The following is a 24,912-nucleotide window of genomic DNA, read 5'->3' as shown; positions in this document are numbered from 1 at the left end:
CACACAACATACCATTCATTCAATCCACCCTATAATATTAATTCATTGATATTTATAACTTTTCAAAAAGAGTATAGATTCAATCTGCATCCTATACTTTTTTAGAAAATGACCAATTTAAATATCGCATTTTAACAACTTATAAACGATGTTGATTTTTGTGTTTGCGTTGATCAAACACCAAGCTAAACATTGCATTTAGAGGAATTGTAAATGCGCCCATTTAAAAGAAGAAAAAAGCCACTCCAAATTGATGATATTGCAATTGTCGATTATGAAAAAACCAAAAAAGCCATTAAAGCGGCGGCTTTGGGAAATGCAATTGAGTGGTTTGATTTTGGTGTGTACGGCTATGTTGCCTATGTTTTAGGTAAAGTCTTTTTTCCACACTCATCTCCAAGCGTACAAATGATTGCTGCGCTTGCAACATTCTCTATTCCTTTTATTTTTAGACCTCTAGGTGGTCTCTTTTTTGGACGTTTAGGGGATAAATACGGCCGTCAAAAAGTATTGGCAATGACCATTATTATTATGTCGGTGAGTACTTTTGGTATCGGTCTCATTCCATCCTTTGACAGTATTGGGATTTGGGCACCAATATTACTGTTGATTGTAAAAATTGCCCAAGGTTTCTCGGTAGGGGGAGAATATGCAGGTGCTGCAATTTTTGTCGCCGAATATTCACCTGACCGTAAACGTGGCTTTATGGGCAGTTGGCTCGACTTTGGTTCGATTTTAGGTTTTGTAGTAGGTGCGGGGGTCGTATCTGCTATCAGTGTTTCGATTGGTGAAGCAGCATTTATGGAATGGGGCTGGCGTATTCCGTTTTATTTAGCCTTACCATTAGGTATGATTGGACTCTATTTACGTCATTCTTTAGATGAAACCCCCGCCTTTCAAGCGCATAGTGAAGATCAAGCTGCGAATAAAAAACCTGAAAAAATTGGATTTAAGCAAATCATCACTCAATATAGACGTAGCCTTTTGGTTTGCGTTGGTTTGGTCATTTGTACCAATGTCACCTATTACATGCTATTAACTTATTTACCAAGTTACTTTTCACATAATTTAGGCTATTCAGAAGACCACGGCGTGCTCATTATTATTGCCGTAATGATTGGTATGTTGTTTGTACAGCCTGTTGTTGGTTTACTTAGCGATAAAATTGGCCGGCGCCCGTTTGTATTTATCGGTAGCATTGCACTGGTTTTATTTTCTTACCCTGCTTTTAAATTGCTCGATAGTAATAATATTGGCTTAATTTTCTTAGGTTTACTTATTTTAGCATTGTCTTTAAATATGTTGATCGGTGTGATGGCATCCACCTTACCTGCGCTATTTCCAACAGAAATACGCTATAGCGCTTTAGCAATTGCATTTAATATTTCAGTCGTGATTGCAGGTTTAACACCAACGCTTACCGCAGCATTGGTTGAAACCACCCATGACATTATGGTACCAGCATATTACTTAATGATCTGTGGCGTTTTTGGGATTATCACTGCTTTTTATTTAAAAGAAACTGCAAATTTACCACTTAAAGGTGCTAAACCAATGGCAGTAGATACTGAAGAAGCCGAAGAATTATTGGTACAATATCATGATAATTTAGAGCAAAAAATCGAACTGATTGATCAGCAAATCGATGCTTTGCAAAGCAAGCGTGAACACTTAGCCAAGCAACATCCAGATATTGAATAATTTACCTTTTACAAGAAAGCCTCTAGCCAAAGCTAGAGGCTTTTTTATGCATACTTATTTAAACCGTTTTTTCCACTGTTTTAATTCTTTAAATGCATTTTTTAGTACAAATTGTTGTGACTGTACTTTTGAAGAAACAGGCAAAATATGCTCATAATAAGTCCCTTTTAACAAATGCGTTAACAGCCACTCACCCGGGAATGAACCACCATCATTTAAAGCTTTTGCTGCTTTTAAAATTTGACGAATATCATATTGCAACGGTGCAATATCTGGTACTTGCTTGTCTAAATTAAGCAACTGATAGACCGCTAAACGTCCTGTTCGCGCAGAACTCTCAATGGTAAAGACAATATCGTTTTTGGTTTCAACAAACTGCCCAACCAAGCCCAAATTTTTACAACCTTGTGGTACAACTTCTGGGCGGTCACCTTTGGCACGTGGCATAAACATCGAGGTGATATAAGGCATAAAGGCTGAACGGGCAATTGTATTGGTAATCACATCATCCACTTGGTCTAAAATTCCCAAGTGATAACAAAGTTCAGTCAAAATTTCGTTGCCTGTACACTCAGGCATGGTTTTTTGTACGTAATTACCTGCTTTATCCATAAACAAGGCATAGACCCAAATCACAAGCACATCATCGGGCTGCGTTGGAAAATGTGGTTGTCGATTACAGGTAAAACTGATCAGCCAATTTGAGTCGGTAATACTAATAATCCCGCCTGTTACGGTTTTACCTGAATATGGATCATTCACTGCATATTGTTTTAACTTTTCTACAAAAGCCGAAGGCTTACAAGTTAAAGTAACTGACTGCCAAGCCGAACGGGAAATATCCTGACAAAACTTTTCAGGACGACCAAAGATAGGGCTTTTTTTAGCCAAATTTTTCCAAAGCTGCCAACCTGCACTCTGGCCACTTACTTTAGCCTGCTGAGGATTCAGTGCAGGCGTAATATTGTTGCCATAAGCGGTGTCTTCAGTCATCGAACCTGTGGTGACAATTACAAAATCATTCGTCCGAATTTCAATGCGTTGTGACTGTCCTTGCTGTTGCACTACCAATGCACGGACAATTTTTTCATCACCTTGTTGTTCAAGCTCTAAGTCTTGTACCAAAGTATCGAATTGGATTTTTACACCTTTGTTTTTTAAATCATTGCGTAGTGGTTTTATAAAGGTATCATGCTGATTATATTTTGGGAAAACCACCACAGATAAATCGTGTAAGCCATCTAAATCATGTAAAAAACGATGCATATACAATTTACATTCAAGTAAACTGTGCCAGTTTTCAAAGGCAAACATAGTTCGCCACAGCATCCAGAAAGTACTGTCTAAAAAGCTTTGACTAAAATATTGTTCAATCGTGATGTCATCTAATTGTTCTTTTTTCTTTAGCAGCAATTTCAGCATGGCCAATTGGTCTTTTTTGCTTAAACCAAAACGGCTAAAATCTTGGACTTGACCTTGTTGATGAATTAAACGAGATTTTGAATAGTTACTGTCGTGATCATTCAATAATCGATATTCATCTAAAACACTATACGGTTCAGGCAATTCTAAGGCAGGAATATCCTGAAAAATATTCCAAATATTGTCATAAGAATTGTCCATTTCGCGGCCGCCACGAATAAGGTAACCCTCTGTGGCATTGCCTGCTCCATCGAGTGAACCGCCATCAACACTCAGCTGCTCTAAGAAGGTAATATTTTCGGCAGGAATCGCACCATCTCGAATAAAGTAATACGCAGCCGACAACCCTGCAATGCCACTACCCACAATATACACTTTGCTGTCGGCATACGATTGCGCGGGCACAGCACGATTCCGCTGATAATTTCCCATATAATCGGCATTTGGAAACGTTTTTTCTGCGGTATTGGTCACCGCTTCGCAACTGGCATCGGGTTGATGTACAACCTTACCGAAATTTTCTGATGTTTGTAAAATTTGATTAAATTTTGCTGTGATGTTTTCCACAGTTCTTCTCCACATGTATTATTGAATCATTATTAATACTGTCATGTTTATACAATATGCCGATTCACCTCACTTTTAAAGAAATATTTTTATAAAAATCAATAAATTAATCCGAGTATTTTTGTCTGATTTAAATTTTAAACATCTAAAATTAGATTAAGCCTATTTTACCAAAAAGTAAAATTAATAATAAAATGCTCGTCGTTCAATAAAATAATAAAAGCATGTTCAATAAATTGATGCTGTTTAAAATAGTAGAAAGAAATTTAGGTTGTTGTATCCATTCATACTATTTAAATAATTCTCTTTTACATTATTTTAATTTGTTATACTATAACAAAACATAAAAACACATATTCATTTTTTATTATGTCAGTCACTTCTCAACGTCTACACGCCATCGATGCCTTACGTGGCTTGGTTATGCTCATTATGCTACTTGACCATGTTCGTGAAACTTTTTATTTACATCATCAAGTCAGCGACCCCATGCAGATCGATCAACTTGAGCCGGCTTTATTTATCAGTCGTTCACTTGCGCACCTTTGCGCACCTGTTTTTTTGTTACTTACAGGGCTTTCAGCCTATTTATATCAACAAAAATATGACTTAAAAATGACACGCGAATTTTTATTTAAACGTGGCTTATTTTTAATTGGTCTAGAGTTGACCGTGATTAACTTTGCATGGACAGCAAAATTCCCACCCGATGTTTTATATTTACAAGTGATTTGGGCAATCGGAATCAGTATGTTGGCATTAAGCTTACTGATTGGCTTATCAAAAAAACTACTTTGGGTATTGGCTTTGGGCATTATATTTTTGCACAATGCTCTAGACCACATACATTTTCAGTCAGAAACCCTACAAGCATTTTGGAATATTTTGCATCACCGAGATTTGATTGAAGTGAGCGAATCGCTGCGCCTTCGCACCACCTATCCTGTTTTACCGTGGATTGGGGTTATTACACTTGGCTATTGCTTAGGATATGCCTGCTTTAAAGATGGCATAAGTAGCCTTGAGCGTAATCAAAAACTACTTAAATTTGCTATCACAGGTTTGACTACGTTTTTTATTATGCGTGCCATTAATATTTATGGTGATCAACCTTGGTTACATCTCAATAGTTTCAGCCAAACCACCATGAGCTTTTTTAACTTAACCAAATATCCACCTTCGTTATTTTTTATTTTATGGAATGTCAGTTTAGGTATTTTATGTTTACTTGGATTAAATCAATTTGAGCATAAAAATTGGCTACGTCCGCTGATTGTTTTAGGTTCTGTACCAATGTTTTTTTATGTGCTACACCTCTATGTGCTTAAAGCTTTATATTTAATTGCATTCCACATTTGGGGGGCAAATCAGGGACAATATTTTGGTGTGTCAGAGGTTTATCAACTGTGGATCATCAGTCTGATTTTAATTTTTTTACTGTATCCTGCTGTGGTGAAATTCTCAAAATTCAAACACCAAAATAAGCATATTGCAATTTTAAAATATTTTTAAGTCGAAACGTGAGTGGATCGAAAATTTAAAGATCCACTCCGTTTTACTTAATTGGAACGAATGGCACTGGGCACAAAGTTTCGATCATCGATTAAAATCACCTGTGCACAAATACCTTCAGCATGGCGTTGTTGCTCAAAAATGTGCTTAGGCATCGGCTCAAAACTATCAAAAAAACAAATGTCTTGATCATCAATTGAATACACTAAAGATTGATTGCCGATTCCATCTAAAGTGTCGTAATAGACAATCGCCATCTTGCCATTTTCAATGGCACTGCGTAGTTTTGAATAGCTCAAAACACCTTCAATGGGAATCTGCATTTTCTGTGCATCTTGATAACATTGGCGTTCCATTACCTCAATATTCGGGTCAGGTGCTGTGTAAAATGACACCTCAAAACCTAATTTTTTCAGTGCAATCGCCAAGGCAATCGTAAATGTGCCGTCTTCTGCATCATGTCGGCAGGTTTGGGCTAAGTCAGCAATATTCATCTGTATGCCATGATGTTGCAATAACATCCATACTGCAAATACACCACAATTGGCGTCAAGATTCATCAACGCATCTGGGATATCAATTGCCATCGTCAAATTCCTTAAAATAATCCGCCCGATAATAAACAAAAGCCGATTGGCACTAAAGTCTTTTCAAAGTACAATGTTACCAGTCGAGGGATGCTGCAACAATTTACAGCGACATTAAGGTAAATTTGCTAGGCTCGGCGCTACGATCAATCTTTAAAATAAAGAGATTTTGATCAACAACGGCATCCGCGAACACAACGATCATCAGGGAATATTAAGGAGATCCAAATGAACGCGGTTAATGCTTCATTCACAGATTATAAAGTTGCAGACATCACCCTTGCCGATTACGGCCGTAAAGAAATTAAATTGGCTGAAGCAGAAATGCCTGCCCTGATGGGTTTGCGTAAACGCTATGCAGCCGCTAAACCATTGGCAGGAGCGAGAATTCTCGGCTGTATCCACATGACCATTCAAACTGCGGTTTTAATTGAAACTTTGGTGGAATTGGGCGCAGAAGTTCGCTGGACATCATGTAATATTTTCTCAACTCAAGACCATGCAGCCGCCGCGATTGCAGCCAGTGGCGTGCCTGTTTTTGCTTGGAAAGGCGAAACTGAAGAAGAATATGTATGGTGTATTAACCAACAAATTAACGTGAATGGCACGCCTTGGGATGCCAACATGATTTTAGATGATGGCGGTGATTTAACAGCTATCGTGCACAATGAATATCCAGATTTAATTGCAAAAATTCATGGCATTACCGAAGAAACCACCACAGGCGTAGCACGTTTACTGGAAATGTGGAAAGATGGTTCACTTAAAGTGCCTGCCATTAACGTCAACGATGCGGTAACTAAATCTAAAAATGACAACAAATACGGTTGCCGTCACTCCCTCAACGATGCGATTAAACGCGGTACAGACATGTTATTGTCAGGTCGTCGTGCGCTCGTGATTGGTTATGGTGACGTGGGCAAAGGTTCAGCACAGTCGTTACGTCAAGAAGGCATGATTGTTCGCGTGTCTGAAATTGATCCAATTTGTGCGATGCAAGCATGCATGGATGGTTACGAAGTGGTATCGCCTTACAAAAACGGCGTACAAACGGGCAATAAAGAAGACATTAATGTAGACCTTCTCAAAAACACCGACATGATTGTGACCACCACAGGTAACTATCACGTCTGCGATGCTGCCATGTTAGACACGCTAAAAGCGGGTGCTGTGGTTTGTAACATTGGTCACTTCGACACTGAAATTGACACCAACTATTTACGTGGTTACAAATGGGTTGAAGTGAAACCTCAAGTTCACCAAGTTTACCGCACAGAAAATGAAAACGATTATTTAATCTTGCTGTCTGAAGGTCGTTTAGTCAACTTAGGCAATGCCACAGGTCATCCTTCACGTGTCATGGATGGTTCTTTTGCCAACCAAGTATTAGGTCAAATGTATCTATTTGATGAGAAATTTGCTGATCTTCCTGAAGCAGAAAAAGCCGCAAAAATCCGCGTTGAGTTATTACCTAAGAAATTAGATGAAGAAGTGGCAGCTGCAATGGTGGCAGGTTTTGGCGGTGTACTGACTCAATTGACCCAAGTACAAGCCGATTATTTAGGTGTGCCTGTTGAAGGACCATTTAAAGCCGATGCTTATAAATACTAAGTTCAACGTCAAAATATGACAGATAAAGGGTGGTCTTTGGACTGCCCTTTTTATCCATCAAATCGATTATTTTTATTCTCCCCCCAACTTTTGCGAGTACCATGTTATGCCCCGTTTTTATATTGAAGCTCAATTAAATGTAAATACGCAGGTCGAATTAACAGACACTGTTTTTCATCATTGGGTGAAAGTGTTACGTGCGCAAGTAGGACAAACAGCCACCCTGTTTAATGGGCAAGGCGGTGAATATCAGGTAACTTTGGTCGATATTGCCAAAAAATCAGCACGTATTTCAGTCGATACTTTTGATCCGATCAACCGTACACCACATTTTAACGCTTTACTTGGGCAAGTGATGAGTAAAGGCGATCGTATGGATTATGCGATTCAAAAAGCGGTGGAATTGGGTGTTGCCGAGATTCAACTTTTAACATCTGAACGCTGTGAAATGCGTTTAAAATACGACCGTGATCAAAAAAAATTAGACCATTGGCAAGGCATTGCGATTGCCGCTTGTGAACAATGTGGCTTAAATATTGTGCCTAAAATTTTAGCACCGATGACGCTCACTGATTGGTTTAAGCAAGACTTACCGAATACCAAACTCGTTTTAGCACCCAACAAACAAGCCTTACAACTGGATGCCAATCAACTTAAAAACATCGCCTTACTGATTGGCCCTGAAGGTGGGTTAAGCGGAGCTGAAATTACCACAGCAAACGAGGCAGGTTTTCAAAATTGGTGTATTGGTGAGCGTGTACTCAGAACAGAAACTGCACCTGTTGTTGCCCTCTCTATTTTAAATTATATTTCAGCATAAAATTTGATTTATCATCATCGCGGTAAGATGATGAATTCTAACTATTTCATCTATCAGCGCACGACCACATTTTAAGCACATTGAGCAAAAATATCATTGTGCTTAAAACAAGATAAATACAGTTTTATCTTCATTCAAAATTTGATTATCCGCGATAATTTCATCAATACAAACCAATCTACCTGAAAATAAGCTCTTTTTTCTTTTTCATATGCATTATCTAAGATGCTATCTATATTCAAAAAGACATTAAGGTTCATCATAATAATTTATGAAAATACCATCATACATACAGAAAATTAAGCACTTTTGAACTGTGCGAAGTTACAAACTAATGCTATATTCGATTAAATTTTTTCCGAGAGCATCACGATGCTCTGGTATCCACTGTCGTATATGGAATGCAAATGGACGATCAAACTCTCAAGCAACAAGCATTGAATTATCACGAATTTCCACGCCCAGGTAAAATCAGTGTCACTCCAAGCAAGCAACTGAGCAACCAACGTGACTTAGCACTTGCTTATTCTCCTGGGGTTGCAGAACCGTGTTTAGAAATCGCCCGAGATCCATCCACCGCAGCTCGTTATACCGCACGTGGAAATTTGGTTGCCGTTGTTAGTAATGGTACCGCCGTTTTAGGTTTAGGGAATATTGGCCCACTTGCGTCTAAACCTGTAATGGAAGGTAAAGGCGTTCTGTTTAAAAAATTTGCAGGTGTTGACGTTTTTGATATTGAAATTGCAGAAAATGATCCTGACAAAATTGTCGATATTGTTGCTGCATTAGAGCCAACCTTTGGTGGCATTAACTTAGAAGATATCAAAGCACCAGAATGTTTTTATATTGAGAAAAAACTGCGTGAACGCATGAACATTCCTGTGTTCCATGACGATCAACACGGCACCAGTATTATTGTAGGTTCGGCACTTTTAAACGCATTGGTGTTAACAGGCAAAAAAATTGAAGACATTAAAATTGTGGCTTCAGGTGCAGGTGCAGCGGCACTGTCTTGCCTGAATTTGCTTCGCGCATTAGGTGCAAAAAAAGAAAATATCATCGTGGCGGACTCTCGTGGTTTACTTACTACTTCACGCCAAGGCTTAGATGATTCGAAAAAAGAATATGTACAAGATATTCCAGAAACGCAGCTTGCAGAAGTCATGCAAGGTGCGGATATGTTCTTGGGTCTTTCAGCAGCAGGCATTTTAACCAAAGAAATGGTGAAAGTGATGGCTGAAAATCCAATCATTTTCGCACTTGCCAATCCAGATCCAGAAATTTTACCTGAATACGCCCATGAAGTTCGCCCAGACGTGATTATGGCAACCGGTCGTTCGGATTATCCAAACCAAGTCAACAACGCGCTGTGCTTCCCGTATATTTTCCGTGGCGCATTAGATGTGGGTGCAACCACCATCAATGAAGAAATGAAAATTGCCTGCGTACATGCCATTGCACGTATGGCGCATGTTGAAGCAGATGCAGCCGCATATGGCGAAAAATCGGCATCGTTTGGTCGTGACTATATTATCCCGGGCCCACTAGATCAGCGTTTAATTTTAGAAATTGCCCCAGCCGTTGCCAAAGCAGCAATGGATTCAGGCGTTGCGACACGTCCAATCACCGACTTTACTGCGTATCATCAACAATTATCAGAGTTTGTTTATAACTCTGCCTTTATGATGAAACCGATTTTTGCCCAAGCGAAAAGTGCGCCAAAACGTATTGCTTACGCAGAAGGTGAAGATGTACGTGTGTTACGTGCAGCACAAGTCGTGGTCGATGAAGGTTTGGCTTTCCCAATTTTGGTGGGTCGTACGCATATTATTGAAGCCAATATTCAAAAACTTGGCTTACGCTTAGTCAATGGTCAAAATATTGAAATTGTTGATCAAGAAAATCATCCTGATTATCAAAAATTTGCCGATGAATATTACAACATCATGCAACGCAAAGGGGTCACTCCTGAATATGCGCAGCGTGAAGCACGTCGTCGTTCAACTTTAATTGCCAGCATGCTGGTTAAGTTTGGTCAAGCCGATGGTATGTTGTGTGGAACCTATTCAAGTTACGACATCCATTTAGACTTTGTTAAAAATGTGATTGGTTTACAAGAAGGCCGCAATACGTTCTTTACTTTAAATGCCTTAATGCTTGAAGATCGTAACTTGTTTATTGCCGACACTTATGTCAACACCAATCCAACAGCGGAACAATTGGCTGAAATGACTATTTTAGCAGCTCAAGAAGTCCGTCGTTTCGGTATTGAACCGCGTGTTGCATTGTTGTCGCATTCAAGCTTTGGCAGCAACGAGTTCGATCCAAGCGCGCAAAAAATGCGTGAAGTGTATCGCTTGCTTTCAGAACAAGCACCTGAACTTGCGGTTGAAGGTGAAATGCATGGTGATGCGGCATTGGATGAAGGCATCCGTCAATTTGCATTCCCAAATTCGCGTTTCAAAGGTTCAGCAAACTTATTAATTATGCCAAACCTAGACGCTGCGAATATTTCCTTTAACTTGTTAAAATCAACTTCAGGTAATAACGTAACCATTGGACCTATTTTATTAGGCGCGGCCAAACCTGTACATATTTTAACACCAACCACAACAACTCGTCGTTTGGTGAATATGACTGCATTAACTGTGGCTGAAATCCAACAGGAACAACAAGCTTAACATTACACAAAAGCCTGTAAAAACAGGCTTGTGTAAACCTCTATTCTGTTGCATGATTGCCTTCAGAATAGAGGTTTTTTCATGCGTATTTATTTAGTCGGTGGAGCAGTTCGAGATCAACTGCTGGGACACCCCTATCACGAAAAAGATTATGTCGTGGTTGGTGCAACGCCTGAGCAGTTATTAGCTCAAGGTTATCAACCTGTTGGAAAAGATTTTCCTGTATTTTTGCATCCTGAAACCAAAGAAGAATATGCGCTTGCACGTACCGAACGCAAACAAGGCTTGGGCTATCATGGCTTTGAATTTTACACCGCCCCTGAAATTACGCTCGAACAAGATTTAATTCGCCGCGACTTAACCATTAATGCCATTGCGCAAGATGAACACGGCACAATTTACGACCCTTACCATGGCACACAAGATTTAGAACACAAAATTTTACGCCATGTATCGGATGCCTTTATTGAAGACCCCTTACGTGTGTTACGAGTTGCACGTTTTGCTGCGCGCTATTTTGAATATGGTTTTAAAGTTGCTGATGAAACCTTGGCTTTAATGCAAAAATTGGCACAATCGGGGGAACTCAACAGCTTAACCACGGAACGCGTTTGGAAAGAAACCTCACGTGCATTAATGGAAAAAAATGCCGAAGTGTATTTTGAAGTGCTGCGTGAATGTGGTGCGTTAAAGGTACTTTTTCCTGAAATTGATGCCTTATTTGGCGTACCACAGCGCCCTGAATTTCATCCTGAAATTGATTGTGGCATTCACACTTTATTGTCATTACGCCAAGCTTGCCAAGAAAATTACAGTTTAGATGTCCGCTTTGCCGTTTTGGTACATGACTTAGGCAAAGCGCTCACCCCTACTGATATTTTACCGCGACACATTATGCATGAAGAACGTGGCATTGCACCTGTAACAGACGTGTGTGATCGTCTCAAAGTTCCAGCCCAAACAAAACAATTGGCTTTAGCAGTCTGCAAAGAGCATTTAAAGTGTCATCAAGCCTTAACACTTAAACCCGGTACATTATGGCGTTTATTGCAACGGCTTGATGTACTGCGCCGCCCCGAACGTGTTGAAGCCTTTATTCAAGCTTGCCAATGCGATGCACGAGGTCGTTTGGGTTTAGAAAACAGACCTTATCCTCAAGCGGACTATTTGTATAAAGCGATTGAATGCGTGCGTAACATTAAAGCCCAAGACTTACCAAGCGACATTAAAGGCCCTGATATTGGTGAAATGCTCATTCAGCGACGCATTGAAGCATTGACTCACTTAAAGCAGCAGACACAGCAACAAAATGGTGAAAGCTGCTAAATAGCAGCATGCGTCATACCACAATATGACGCATGTTGTTATGCAATAGATGCAGGGAATGTGATCACTTTTTCAAGTTGCACTTGGTTTTGCGCAATCATCAATAAACGATCAATCCCCAAAGCAATGCCTGAACACGCAGGCATATTGGGTAAAGCAGCCAACAAATATTCATCTAACGGCATGACATGTAAACCAAGCTTTTCTCGCTCGAAATTATCTGCCTCAAAACGACTACGTAACACCGCAGCATCGACCAATTCATCGTAAGCATTGGCAAGCTCTAAGCCTTCAATATACACCTCAAAGCGTGCGGCAACCCACTCGCCATCTTCATCTTGTTTGGTTTTCGCAAGCGACGCCATTTCTGGTGGAAAATCGGTTAAAAACACTGGCGCATCAAAACCTAAACTTGGCTCTACAAAATGGGAAAAGAGCAAGTCTATATAGCCCAAGCGATCATCGCCTAAATCAAGGTTGATACCTAAACGATGTGCGGCATCTTTTAACTGTTTTAGCGTTGCTTGTAAGGGATTTAAGTCTAAACGATCCATAAAAGCATGTTTATAGCTCAGCACCACAGGACGCAGCTCGCCAAAGCGTTCCGCCAAAGTCAGATTCAGTAAATCTGCGGTTTCATGCATTAAATCTTGCAAGCTAAAATTCGGTCGATACCATTCCAACATGGTAAATTCACTGTTGTGTTTTCGTCCGTGTTCATCATCGCGAAAAACTTTACAGATTTGATAGATCGGCCCACTGCCACTGGCAAGTAAGCGCTTCATGGCAAATTCAGGCGAGGTTTGCAAATAATGGGTTTGTTTTTTGCCTGCCATATGCCGCTGAGCCTGCACAGAGGCCAAATGCACATCGGTCACGCCTGCTTGCGACAAAATTGGCGTTTCAACTTCTAACACTTGCCGTTCAGAAAAGAACTGTCGGATTTGTTGATATAGCGTAGCACGGGCTTTTAATGCATTTAAGTCACAGGTGGGTTGATAGCTCATCATGCAGCTGGCCCTCCATGTGCGGCCCACTCTCGGCGTAGCGGATAATGCTTGCGCAAAGCATCAAAAGATGGCTGATCCACAAAACCATTATTTAAACACGCACGTAAATTGGCATCGTCTTGGCGAATATCATAAATTTGGCTGAGATGATCTGCGAGTGCTTGTTTTAGTGGCAACTGAGAAAAATAATCCTCACCCACAGGCAATTGGGTACGAAAATCTTTGTTTGGACTTTTTGCAAGATATTCACATAAGGCCTGATAAATCATTTGTGTCCCGCGCGCCTTGCCTTCTAAACTGTAACCTGCAATATGCGGCGTGACTAAATAAACTAGCTCTAACAATTCTTGTGAAATGCGAGGTTCATGCTCGAATACGTCTAGCACCACTTTACGCCCCGTTTGTAAAATATCAACAATTAAAGCAGCTTCTTCTATGACTGCGCCGCGCGCACTATTAATTAAAATGGTGCTTGGTGCTAGGCTTGCCAAACGCTGCGCATTGAATAAATGATAGGTTGGGTATTCGCCGCTTTTAGTGAGCGGTACATGCAAAGAAATGGCATGGGCTTGCTTGCATAGCTCAGACCACGACACTTGGGTAATTGTATCTTGCTGCACAAAAGGGTCATAACCAATCACTTGCCAACCTAACAGTTGCGCCATCACAGCTAATCTACGTCCGACATTTCCTAGCCCAACAATGCCTAGAGTAAAGCTAGCATTGGCATGCAGCAGTTCTGGTTGCACATGTAATAAAGCCGTAATGACATATTCAGCAACTGCTTGCGCATTACAACCTGCGGCATTTGCCCAAGTAATTTTTTCTTGTTGTAAATAATTTAAATCGAGATGGTCGGTGCCAATGGTCGCACTACCGACAAAACGTACGGGGGTATTTTCTAATAAAGCCTGATTGACTTGGGTCACAGAGCGCACACACAATGCATCACAGTATTTTAAATCTGCTTGAGTGAGTGTCCGCCCCGATTTTGTCTCGACTTCTGCGAAGTCGGCAAAAAAATAGTCTGTAAATGCAAGGTTTTCATCCGCAACAATTTTCATGTGCACACTACCGAAAATTCAATGTTCAGCATCATAACCGCTACACGAAAATTGCGCTATATTGGATGATGATTCTCTATTTAAGAATCGGTTAAACCACTACATTCTGTGGCTGTCCAGTAACAAAAGCATTCACATTGGTTTGCAAAATATCAAACAAGCGTTGCTGTGCTTCGTTGGTTGCCCATGCAACATGCCCTGTCAGCATGACATTGGGATATTTTTGTTGTAACACAACCAATGGATGATCGACCGGTGGTGGTTCTTGGTCTAAAACATCCGCACCATAACCCGCCAAATGCCCAGACTCAATTGCATCAATAATTGCGTGTTGATCGACTAAGCCACCACGACCCACATTAATTAACAGGCTGCCTGCTTTCATTTTTGCGAGAACATCAGCATTGATCAGTTGCTGTGTGGTTGGCGTTAATTCACAGTGTAGCGACAAAACATCAGCTTGGGCAATTGCATCATCAAACGGTACATAACCTGCACGGCATTCACTGGCATTTTGACGTTCTGCAAAAATTACCCGCATGCCAAATGCTTCGGCTTTTTTCGCCAAAGATAATCCAATTTCCCCTTTACCCAAAATAGTTAAGGTTTTATGTTGCAATTCACCCATCGGGGCAGCAATATAAAAGCCGCTACTACCCTTTGCCCACTCATTTTGTGCAACGCCAGCCACTTGTGCAGGAAAATGTTTAATTAAATTAATCATAAAGGTAAAGGCATGTTCTGCAACTGCATCACCTGCATAACCTCGAATATTACACACCCGCACATTATATTTTTTTAATAAATCTAAATCGACGTGGTTATAGCCCGTTGAACAAAGTGCCAATAACTGAAGTTTTGGATTATTTTTAAGTACTGCTTCAGTTAAAATTAAATCACTTAAAATAATGATATCTTGGTCATGCACATCTTGTTCAAATTGTTGCTGCGTTAAATGCTGATGCTCGGTATATTCAACTGGAAAGTTAAATTCAAAAGCTTGTTGCAAAAGTACATATTTTTCCACGCAGGTGATTTTTAGTTGATCCATGACAATATGATCCAATCAAAATTATTCAGATAAGACATCATACCATACCGACAATCACACTAATGTAAAGCCATTCTACTTAACTTCTAGCCAAAAAAAGATCGTTATTTCTGAGCCGTAGCTACGGATTATTTAAAGCAGATTTATAGTGCATAAAAATATCACCAACATCATCTAAAAAAAAAGCAGAAGAATCACCTTCTGCTTTTTTGTACTAATTTTCTAGTGCATCGGCATATTATTGCTTAAATTTTTTAATACTTTTCGATAAATGCGCACGCATCATTTGACGTGCCAATTGCCCATCTTTATCTCTAATCGCATTGTAAATATTAACATGGTCATGATGCACTGACTTTAAATATTCTTCACGGTTCTCAGGGCTTTTTTCAATCGATTTAACCCGTGCACGTGGAATAATCTTTTCACCCAAATATTTTAAAAAATCAACAAAATATTGATTACCCGAGGCTTCAGCAATTGCAATATGAAAATCATAATCGGCTTTGACCGTACCGTCATTCACATTCGATGAAATATGCGACTCAAAATCATCTAAGGCAATTTTCATTTTGTCTAAATGGGTTTGTTTACGGCGCTCACAGGCCAAAAATACTGCTTCCGACTCTAAACTAATGCGTAATTCTAATAATGAAACAATGTCGTGAATGGTTTCTAAGCTTGCATTTGAAAGTAAAAAATTTTGTTCAACGATTTGTTCTTTTACAAAAGTACCAATGCCGTGACGTGTCTCTACAAATCCTAATGAACGCAATTCTGTAATCGCTTCACGAATCACTGAACGACTGACTTCAAATTGCTCAATTAATTCAAGCTCAGTTGGAATTTTTTCACCTACACCAAATGCACCCGACTGAATTTTATCAATAAATTGTTCAACAATCACTTGACTGAGCTTTTTTGTTGATCTCGATTTTGTCACGCGTGACGTCATTGGCTAAACTCATTCAAATTGGGAAAAAATATAATTACTTAATTTTACTATACTATTGTCTCAAAGGCATAGACTCTGACCAACGCAAACCAATTTTTATTATCATTCACCAAGATACTAACTTTTAAGTTTATCGTATCAGAAGCAAGATGGATTGATACAATTACCAATCCATCTTGTTAAAACAAACAACTTTTATAAAATCATTGTTGTTTTAAGCTTGTGTAACTTGACCATTCACCAAACGATTAAGATTGAGTGGATTGCCATCTTTTAATGCTTCAGGTAATAATGCTTGTGGGGTGTTTTGATAGCATACTGGACGTAAGAAACGTTCAATTGCACCTGTTCCCACCGATGTACCACGTGCATCACTGGTTGCAGGGAATGGGCCGCCATGCACCATGGCATCGCTGACTTCTACCCCTGTTGGAAAACCGTTAAACAACACACGACCTGCTTTGCGGGTAAACAGTTGCAATAAAGGTGCAGCTTCATTTGCATCTGCGTCATCCATAATAATGGTTGCAGTCAATTGACCCGCCAATGCTTCAATGCCTTGCAATAAAGTCGCATAGTCATCGACTGCAATCACAATTGACACTGGGCCAAAAATTTCATGCTGTAATTTTGGATTACCCGAAAGCAATACGCTTTGATCTGCTTGGATTAAATGCGGTTGTGCTTGAGACACCAAGCTTGCCGCCTGACCTTTAGCAATCACATCAAAACCAGCTTCAGCTTCAAGCGCTGCTAAACCGTGATGATAACTTTTTAAAGTTCCTTGGTTCAACATCACTTGTGGCGCAGCTTGTGTTGTGCTTTCAACTAGTGTTGCAACAAACTGATCAAATTCAGGGCTTTTCACACCTAAAATTAAACCTGGTTTGGTACAGAACTGACCGCAACCCATGTTAAATGAAGCAACCGTGTCTTGTGCAATTTTTTCACCACGTGCTTTTAAGGCATTTGGTAAAACCACAACAGGATTCACACTCGACATCTCGGCAAAGAATGGAATTGGCTGTGGACGGTTTTGTGCAAGGCCAAATAACGCCATTCCACCTTCAAGCGAACCTGTAAAACCAGCCGCTTGAATGAGAGGGTGCTTGACTAAATCTGCACCTACACGCCCACCAAAAATCATATTGAACGTACCACTTGGCATACCACTAACTACAATGGCTTGTTCAATCGCTTCTGCAACCAATTCCGCAGTTGCCATGTGACCTGAATGTGCTTTAAACACAACTGGACAACCTGCAGCTAGCGCCGCAACGGTATCGCCACCAGCGGTTGAAAATGCCAATGGAAAGTTACTTGCACCGAACACTGCTACAGGGCCAACACCCACTTTATATTGACGTAAATCTACACGCGGCAAAGGTTTACGCTCAGGCAATGCAGTATCAATACGTGCACCATAAAAATCACCACGGCGCAGCAGTTGAGCAAATAAACGCAGTTGGCCGGTTACACGTCCAGTTTCACCTTGCAAACGAGCCAAAGGTAAGCCTGTTTCTAAAGAAGCTACTTCTTGGAGTTTTGGGCCAAGTGCTTCAATTTGCACTGCAATTTCTTCTAAAAATTCAGCACGCTGCTGCTGCGTGGTATTTTGATAAGTTGAAAATGCCTGATGTGCCGCTTCAGCAGCCTGATTAACTTCATCTAAAGTCGCTTGGCTAAATACATAACCTGTCGGTTGATAATCGGTTGCATTAATGCTTTCAATACTTGGCGCATTAGTCGCAACACGCAGACCATTAATAAACTGTTGACCGTTATTTTGACTCATTTTCGCGTTCCTTTACCGAATGATGTGATTTATTGTGGACCTAAAGTCGCAATTAAATCTGCAAGGTCTTGGTAGTCCTGTGGTGTCATATCACTTAATGGTGGACGTACTGGGCCTGCATCATAACCAATAATTTTCGCGCCTGCTTTAATCATACTCACCGCATAGCCCGATTTACGATCACGGATCTTAATTAATGGTAAGAAGAAATTATCAATTAAATGATTGGTTGTTGCGGTGTCATTACTACGAATGGCGTTATAAAACTCCATTGCAGTTTTTGGAATAAAGTTAAATACTGCAGATGAATATACAGGACAACCTAGTGCCTTATATGGTGCAGCAAAAATTTCAGCCGTTGGTAAGCCACCTAAATAAGAGAAACGATCTCCCATACTGTGCGTCACAGCAGTCATAAAATCAATTTGACCTGAACTGTCTTTAAAGCCAATTAAGTTTGGACACATATCGGCCAATTTTTGTAATGACTCTAAAGTTAAACGAGATACACTACGGTTATAAAAAATCACACCGAAGTCCACCGAGTTACACACTTGTTTAACGTGTTCAATTAAGCCTTCTTGGCTGCCTTCAGTTAAATAATGCGGCATAAGCAAAATACCATGCGCACCTAAACGCTCTGCTTCTTGCGCATGTGCAATTGCTTGGCGTGTTGGACCACCTGCACCTGCAATAATAGGTACAGTGCCTTTACAGGTATCTACTGCAGTTTTAATAATTTGTGAATATTCATTCCCAACCAAAGAGAAGTACTCGCCCGTACCGCCCGCAGCAAATAATGCAGTTGCCCCATAAGGTGCAAGCCATTCTAAACGTTTTTGATACGTAGCTTGGTTGAAGTCACCATTTTGGTCAAAGTCAGTTACAGGAAACGAAAGCAAGCCATCAGAAACAATTTTTTTTAGTTCAAGCGCATCCATGATTATATTTTCCTCAGATATAAAACTACATGTTATAAGACATCATACCTCAATGTTTTTTGATTGCAATCCTTTTGCTTTTATTTTTTTCATGCGGGACTAAGACTTTTATAGACAAGATGTGAACTGTGCGTCTAAAAACACATGCAATTCCACTGAAAAACAAAATAAACATTTGTTTTATATTAAAAATTATATCGGAAATATTTTTATGGTCAGATATTGAGTTCAGAATATAATTTGTATATCCTAATCATAGGACATCATACATCTAATGATATAAAGGAAAATATCATGAAAATAAGAGGACTCCGTTGGTGGATGATCAGCTTAGTCACACTAGGCTTAGTCACCAACTACTTAGCACGTAATACCCTATCTGTCTCTGCTGCAGACATGATGACAAGCTTAAATGTTTCCACACAAGAATATGCCTATATTGTCACCGCATGGCAGTTATGCTACGCCTTCATGCAACCGATTGCAGGTTGGATTGTTGACTTTTTAGGTACAAAAGCAGGCTTTGCCATATTTGCTTTCGCTTGGTCAATTGTATGTATGCTGCCTAGCTTGGCAACATCTTGGCAAGGCTTTGCCTTCTTCCGTGGTTTACTCGGCATTACCGAAGCAGCGGGCTTACCTGCTGGGGTAAAAACTGCAACGGAATGGTTCCCTGCAAAAGAGCGCTCTGTTGCGATTGGCTGGATGAATGTTGGTGCAAGTTTTGGGGCGATGCTTGCACCACCAATTGTAGTTTGGGCAATGTTTCACGGTGGATGGCAATTTGCATTTGTTGTGGTGGGCGTTATTGGGATTATTTGGTCAATTTTGTGGGTTATTTTTTACAAACATCCTCAAAAACACCAAGCATTAACTGCCGAAGAACATCAATATATTGTTGATGGTCAAGAACAACGCTTTCAAGAAACTGAAGAAAGTACAGATGCACCAAAACAAAATACATGGAAAAATATTTTCAAGAACCGAAATATTTACAGTATCTTAGCAGCTCGTTTCTTAACAGAGCCGGCTTGGCAGACCTTTAATGCTTGGATTCCTTTATATTTAATGACCCAACGTGGCATGAATATTAAAGAAGTCGCTATGTTTGCATGGTTACCCTTCTTAGCAGCAGACTTAGGTTGTGTACTCGGTGGTTACCTCAGCCCGTTTGTAATCAAACACTTCAATGTGTCTATGGAAACTTCACGTAAAGTGGTCATGGTGTTTGGTTCACTGTGTATGATTGGCCCTGCATGTGTCAGCCTTGTGGCAAGCCCTTATGCAGCCATTGCATTACTCTGTGTGGGTGGTTTTGCACATCAAACCTTATCTGGCGCGCTTTACTCAATTACCTCTGACTCTTTTGGTAAAAAAGAAGTGGCAACAGCAACAGGTATTGGCGGTATGTCTGGTTATTTAGGTGCAGCAGGTTTTACCTTACTGTTTGGTTTACTTGTAACCCAAATTGGTTATGGTCCATTGTTTGCACTACTTGCAGGCTTCGATATTTTCGCAGCAATTTTGGTCTGGTTTAGCGTAAAAAGCTTTGCTGAACTAAAAGTAGCCAAATAAGTTCACGCGTCATTTTTAGCATTATTAAGGAAAGTATCATGCATGCTTCAACTCATTTTCATCGGATTTTATTGACAGGTGCAGCAGGTGGTTTAGGCAAAGTTCTACGCCAACGCCTACAAAAATATGCCCAAGTCATTCGATTATCGGATATTAGCGAAATTGTCGATTTAGAGGATGCCAATGAAGAGATACGCTTGTGTGATCTTTCTAGCAAACACGCTGTACATGACTTAGTTGAAGGTGTCGATGCCATCATCCATTTTGGTGGCGTTTCTACCGAACATTCTTTTGAAGATGTGCTTGGCCCCAATATTTGTGGTACCTACCATATTTACGAAGCGGCACGTCAACATGGTGTAAAACGGGTCATTTTTGCCAGTTCAAATCATGTGATCGGTTTTCACCCTCGTGGTGAAACACTAGAAACTGATTGCTTACGTAAACCTGATGGTTACTACGGTTTATCTAAATCTTATGGGGAAGATTTAGCGACTTTTTACTGGCATCGTTACGGCATTGAAACCGTGAGTATCCGTATTGGTTCTGCATTCCCTGAACCGAACAATCCACGTATGTTATCAACATGGTTACATTATGACGATTTAGAGCAACTGATCTTTAAAGGTTTAACTGTGGCTAATGTTGGACATACCGTGGTGTTTGGCGCATCGAATAATGCCAAAACATGGTGGGATAATACTGGTGCAAGCCACTTAGGTTATCAACCACAGCACAGTGCCGACCCTTATACGCAAGCTGTACAAAGTCAAAATCCACCAGCTGCTGACCCAGGCGTTCAATATCAAGGTGGTGGATTTACCGAAGCTGGCCCATTTGAAGATGTTCGCCATGTCAGCCCAGTTTGAGATTATTGCCAAAGCGGTCAACATGACGGGTGAAAGTCCGTCATGGTCTGCAAGCGAACAACGCTTATATTGGGTGGATATTACCGACAAAAAAGTTTATCGCTGGCATGAAACAACAGGCGTTCAGCATTGGGATACACCGCAAATGGCGGGATGTCTGATGCAACATGCCGATGGCAGCTTTAAACTGTTTCAAGAAGATCAAATATCAAAATTGGTATTTAACCAAGATGAACTGAGCATTGAAACAACGCAACAAATTCAGCACCCCCACCCTCATTTACGTTTTAACGATGGTTGTGTTGATCGCCAAGGTCGTGCATGGATTGGTTCCATGCACCTCCAAAATAATGGCAGCTTGGTGGGAACACTGTATTGTGCCGAGAACGAGCAATTGCATTCGCACATAGAAGGACTTGCCACGCCAAATGGTTTGGCGTTTAGTCCAGATGGGCGCACCATGTATTTATCAGACTCGCATCCAAGTGTTCAAAAAATTTGGGCTTTTGATTACGACATTGATCATGGGCAGTTATCGAATCGGCGTATTTTTGTCGATATGCAAAAGTATGCAGGACGCCCTGATGGTGCAACGATAGATACCGATGGCTGCTACTGGATTTGTGCAATTGATTCCGGCTGTGTGCTGCGCTTTTCGCCACAAGGTGAATTATTAATCCAGTATCAATTGCCGATTAGCAAACCAAGCAAATGTACTTTTGGTGGTCGCGACCTCAAAACGTTATTTGTGACTTCGTTAAAACCAGAACATGCCAATGAATTTGATGGCAGCGTATTTGCCATTCAAACGCCTTATCAAGGCCTCCATGAAGCACAAGTGAAACGCTAATGTCTGCATTAATTCAAATCCAAGATCAATACACCAAGCTTACCATTGCCCCCGAACTTGGTGGGGCAATCACCCGTTGGCAACGTGTAGAGGATGGATTCGATTTACTGCGCCCATTAACGCTTGAACACCCAATTCAATCGACTGTAACTGCGCGACAATCTGCTGCGTTTGCACTCATCCCATGGTCAAATCGTATTGCTCAAGGCGGGACAAACACACCGAATGGTTGGTTTGAATTACCTGCAAATACCATCGACTCTCCATTTGCCATGCATGGCAGCACGTGGCAACATGCGTGGCAAGTGCTTGAACAAGATGAACATCATGTGCGCTTGGTCTGTGAATGTAAGTCCCCTGTTCATCTTCGAGTCGAACAGCAAATTCAATTACACGATGGTTGCTTAACGCTCAATTTTCATCTCACGCATTTAGATGAACGACCATTCCTACATGGTTATGGCTGGCATCCATTTTTTTATCGCAATGAATACACTCAACTTCAAAGCCAAGTTGGTCAGATGTGGCATCGTGATGAACAAGGTTTGTCTACCCATGAAGTGGATTTACCATGCGATTTAGACTTTGCCACGATTCACACACTGCCCGAGCGTTTAGTCGATCATGCTTTTTCAGATTGGCAAGGTACTTGTCGTATTCAACAACCCGATTTAGGCTATGAACTCGAATTAACCAGCCAAGATGCTGCATATTTAATTATGTATTTTCCGTTAAAGCAGCCATTTTTTTGTTTAGAGCCAGTAAGCCATCCTATTAATGCGCATCATTTGCCGAATCAACCCGGACTCAAATATTTAAAGCAGAATGATGAGCTGACATGGCAAGTCAAATTACAATATAAAACTATTTCTGCATCAGAATTTTAAGCATTTAAATTTACTTTAAAATAGATACCATAAAATAAAAATATTTTTCAATATAATATTGAATCCTAAAAAATAGAGTTATATGATGTCTTATGATAATAAATTAAATCTCGTTTCAAATTAATTAAACGTTAATTTAAATACGGTAATCTTTATTATCATTGCTAAAAAATCAATTATGCCAATTGAATTATATTTTTCAAATATAGCGTTGCAATTTGTTATTAAGGACTCAAATATCGATAAAATCTATCGATATTTTTAACTTTTAAATAAGTTAAATCATAAACAGGAATGTTCAACATGAAATTAAATTTTATTATCCCAAGTGCATTATTTTTTATTGGTCACAGCGTATATGCTGCAAATATCTGTGTTCCTGAACCGACCAATCAAGATGCAACAGAAATTATTCAAAATGCATTGAATCATTGTCAAAATAACGTGGTTCAATTAAGAACGGGTACGTGGTTTAGCGGTCCACTCAACTTACCAAGCAACACAACATTAAAGTTAGATAAAAACAGTATTTTAAAAGCGAATAAACAAAAAACCTTTAAAGCTGCGTATATTCAAAATGCCGCACAAGCTGGCGAAGCGCTTTTATTTGCATCACATGCACACAATATTCGCATTATGGGTGAAGGAACGATTGATGGACAAGGTCAAAGCGACTGGGCAACTGCATTACGTTTAAAACAGCAGATGAGTCAGGGAAATTACACTGAATTTCAAAAACTATTCCCGAATGTTCCACCTTCTAATGGCATGCCAAGACCATGGTTATTCGAGTTTGATCACGTACAAAATTCAAGTATAGATGGGGTGAAATTTATTAATTCACCGATGTGGACTGTGGTTATTCGCAACAGCAATGATATTCAAGTTAAAAATGTTTCCGTTTATAATCCACCGAGTGCGCCAAATACCGATGGCATCGATATTGTTTCATCAAAAAATATTAGATTATCGAATGTAGATATTACTACTGACGATGATAATATTGCGATTAAATCTGGATTAACCAAAACAGCATTAGGTGCTGTGGGTATGAGTGAAAATATTGATATTGACCGTGCCAGTATTGGTGTAGGTCATGGTATATCCATTGGAAGTGAAACGGTTTATGGCATTCGAAATGTAAAAATTTCAAATGTTAATTTCCAAGGAACGGATAATGGCATTCGAATTAAGTCAGCCCGTGACCGTGGTAATATTATAGAAAATATTTCCGCCGAAAATATTAAAATGGATCGCGTGACCTATCCGATTGTATTTACGTCTTTATATAGCAGCATGACTGGTGGGTACGATAAAAATTTCCTCGTTCCGATTGCCAAACAAGCGGTGACCTCAACAACGCCAATTATGCGTAATATTAGCATTCGCCGTTTAACTGCCACAAATGCCGTGCAGGCCGGTTTAATTAGCGGCTTACCTGAATCACCAATTCGTAATGTGTCATTACAAGATGTCAGAATTGAAGCAGATAACGGCTTACAAAACCGCTATGCAATCGGTTCACTTCGTAATGTAATGATTTTTGCAAAACACAGTGCCAGCACGCAAAATGGCCCACAGCCTAATTTAAAAGCAAATTAAACTGCGAAATTTATGACTTTTTTGTTGTGAATTAAAAAAAGAAAAAGCTCAACTTAAAGTTGAGCTTTTTTTATACCGCCGTTTTA

At 40.0% G+C, this 24,912-nt stretch carries 19 protein-coding genes; 11 read left to right on the top strand and 8 right to left on the bottom strand.

Going from position 1 to position 24,912, the window contains the following annotated elements; translation table 11 throughout:
* Positions 1 to 213 precede the first annotated feature (213 nt).
* Entirely contained in the window at positions 214 to 1,701 is a 1,488-nt protein-coding gene (gene proP, locus FXN70_RS08470) for a glycine betaine/L-proline transporter ProP (protein WP_324647032.1), read from the top strand.
* Positions 1,702 to 1,755: 54 nt separating this feature from the next.
* On the opposite strand, the gene FXN70_RS08465 is transcribed toward proP, so the two are convergent.
* Positions 1,756 to 3,690, bottom strand: a complete 1,935-nt coding sequence (locus FXN70_RS08465; RefSeq protein WP_324647031.1) for an oleate hydratase — start codon at positions 3,688 to 3,690, stop codon at positions 1,756 to 1,758.
* 369 nt (positions 3,691 to 4,059) lie between these two features.
* Here FXN70_RS08465 and FXN70_RS08460 point away from each other — a divergent pair, with 369 nt between their 5' ends.
* Positions 4,060 to 5,202, top strand: coding sequence for a DUF1624 domain-containing protein (locus tag FXN70_RS08460; RefSeq protein ID WP_324647030.1), 1,143 nt, complete (start codon positions 4,060 to 4,062; stop codon positions 5,200 to 5,202).
* Positions 5,203 to 5,249: 47 nt separating this feature from the next.
* On the opposite strand, the gene FXN70_RS08455 is transcribed toward FXN70_RS08460, so the two are convergent.
* Complete coding sequence (locus tag FXN70_RS08455; RefSeq protein ID WP_324647029.1) at positions 5,250 to 5,789, bottom strand: cysteine peptidase family C39 domain-containing protein; 540 nt, start codon at positions 5,787 to 5,789, stop codon at positions 5,250 to 5,252.
* 228 nt (positions 5,790 to 6,017) lie between these two features.
* Here FXN70_RS08455 and ahcY point away from each other — a divergent pair, with 228 nt between their 5' ends.
* The 4 genes from ahcY to FXN70_RS08435 all read left to right on the top strand — a co-directional run bounded on the left by ahcY (position 6,018) and on the right by FXN70_RS08435 (position 12,227).
* Entirely contained in the window at positions 6,018 to 7,400 is a 1,383-nt protein-coding gene (gene ahcY, locus FXN70_RS08450; protein WP_324647028.1) for an adenosylhomocysteinase, read from the top strand.
* Between the two features lie 106 nt (positions 7,401 to 7,506).
* Entirely contained in the window at positions 7,507 to 8,220 is a 714-nt protein-coding gene (locus tag FXN70_RS08445; RefSeq protein ID WP_324647027.1) for a 16S rRNA (uracil(1498)-N(3))-methyltransferase, read from the top strand.
* A 407-nt stretch (positions 8,221 to 8,627) separates the two neighbouring features.
* Positions 8,628 to 10,901 (top strand): NADP-dependent malic enzyme, encoded by a 2,274-nt coding sequence (locus FXN70_RS08440; RefSeq protein WP_324647026.1) that lies wholly within the window; start codon positions 8,628 to 8,630, stop codon positions 10,899 to 10,901.
* A gap of 81 nt (positions 10,902 to 10,982) precedes the next feature.
* Positions 10,983 to 12,227, top strand: a complete 1,245-nt coding sequence (locus FXN70_RS08435) for a multifunctional CCA addition/repair protein (protein ID WP_324647024.1) — start codon at positions 10,983 to 10,985, stop codon at positions 12,225 to 12,227.
* 38 nt (positions 12,228 to 12,265) lie between these two features.
* On the opposite strand, the gene epmA is transcribed toward FXN70_RS08435, so the two are convergent.
* The 6 genes from epmA to kdgD form a co-directional block, all read right to left on the bottom strand.
* Positions 12,266 to 13,237, bottom strand: a complete 972-nt coding sequence (gene epmA, locus FXN70_RS08430) for an EF-P lysine aminoacylase EpmA (RefSeq protein ID WP_324647023.1) — start codon at positions 13,235 to 13,237, stop codon at positions 12,266 to 12,268.
* Positions 13,234 to 14,301, bottom strand: coding sequence for a 4-phosphoerythronate dehydrogenase (locus tag FXN70_RS08425; RefSeq protein WP_324647022.1), 1,068 nt, complete (start codon positions 14,299 to 14,301; stop codon positions 13,234 to 13,236). Before FXN70_RS08425 ends, epmA begins: the two co-directional genes overlap by 4 nt.
* 91 nt (positions 14,302 to 14,392) lie before the next feature.
* On the bottom strand, positions 14,393 to 15,352 hold the full coding sequence (locus tag FXN70_RS08420; RefSeq protein WP_324647021.1) for an NAD(P)-dependent oxidoreductase: 960 nt from the start codon (positions 15,350 to 15,352) through the stop codon (positions 14,393 to 14,395).
* A gap of 238 nt (positions 15,353 to 15,590) precedes the next feature.
* Positions 15,591 to 16,307, bottom strand: coding sequence for a FadR/GntR family transcriptional regulator (locus tag FXN70_RS08415; RefSeq protein WP_324647020.1), 717 nt, complete (start codon positions 16,305 to 16,307; stop codon positions 15,591 to 15,593).
* A 214-nt stretch (positions 16,308 to 16,521) separates the two neighbouring features.
* On the bottom strand, positions 16,522 to 18,102 hold the full coding sequence (locus FXN70_RS08410; RefSeq protein WP_324647019.1) for an aldehyde dehydrogenase (NADP(+)): 1,581 nt from the start codon (positions 18,100 to 18,102) through the stop codon (positions 16,522 to 16,524).
* 29 nt (positions 18,103 to 18,131) lie between these two features.
* Entirely contained in the window at positions 18,132 to 19,043 is a 912-nt protein-coding gene (gene kdgD / locus FXN70_RS08405; protein WP_324647018.1) for a 5-dehydro-4-deoxyglucarate dehydratase, read from the bottom strand.
* A 294-nt stretch (positions 19,044 to 19,337) separates the two neighbouring features.
* Between kdgD and FXN70_RS08400 the strand changes: the two genes are divergently transcribed.
* The 5 genes from FXN70_RS08400 to FXN70_RS08380 all read left to right on the top strand — a co-directional run bounded on the left by FXN70_RS08400 (position 19,338) and on the right by FXN70_RS08380 (position 24,826).
* A complete protein-coding gene (locus tag FXN70_RS08400; protein ID WP_324647017.1) occupies positions 19,338 to 20,618 on the top strand; it encodes an MFS transporter in 1,281 nt (426 codons plus the stop codon).
* 38 nt (positions 20,619 to 20,656) lie between these two features.
* Positions 20,657 to 21,487 carry an NAD(P)-dependent oxidoreductase gene (locus tag FXN70_RS08395; protein WP_324647016.1) on the top strand — a complete coding sequence of 277 codons (831 nt, stop codon included), beginning with the start codon at positions 20,657 to 20,659 and terminating at the stop codon, positions 21,485 to 21,487.
* Positions 21,471 to 22,337: an SMP-30/gluconolactonase/LRE family protein gene (locus FXN70_RS08390; protein ID WP_324647015.1), complete on the top strand. Its 867-nt coding sequence runs from the start codon at positions 21,471 to 21,473 to the stop codon at positions 22,335 to 22,337. The genes FXN70_RS08395 and FXN70_RS08390 overlap by 17 nt, the downstream gene beginning before the upstream one ends.
* Entirely contained in the window at positions 22,337 to 23,224 is an 888-nt protein-coding gene (locus FXN70_RS08385) for an aldose 1-epimerase (protein ID WP_324647014.1), read from the top strand. Before FXN70_RS08390 ends, FXN70_RS08385 begins: the two co-directional genes overlap by 1 nt.
* Positions 23,225 to 23,527: 303 nt before the next feature.
* Positions 23,528 to 24,826 (top strand): glycoside hydrolase family 28 protein, encoded by a 1,299-nt coding sequence (locus FXN70_RS08380; RefSeq protein ID WP_324647013.1) that lies wholly within the window; start codon positions 23,528 to 23,530, stop codon positions 24,824 to 24,826.
* Positions 24,827 to 24,912 lie beyond the last annotated feature (86 nt).

The sequence above is a fragment of the Acinetobacter sp. MD2 genome (assembly GCF_035615575.1).
In the GTDB taxonomy this organism is placed as follows: Bacteria; Pseudomonadota; Gammaproteobacteria; order Pseudomonadales; family Moraxellaceae; genus Acinetobacter.
Note: the sequence above shows the minus strand (reverse complement) of the source record. Positions and strands in the feature narration are given on the sequence as shown.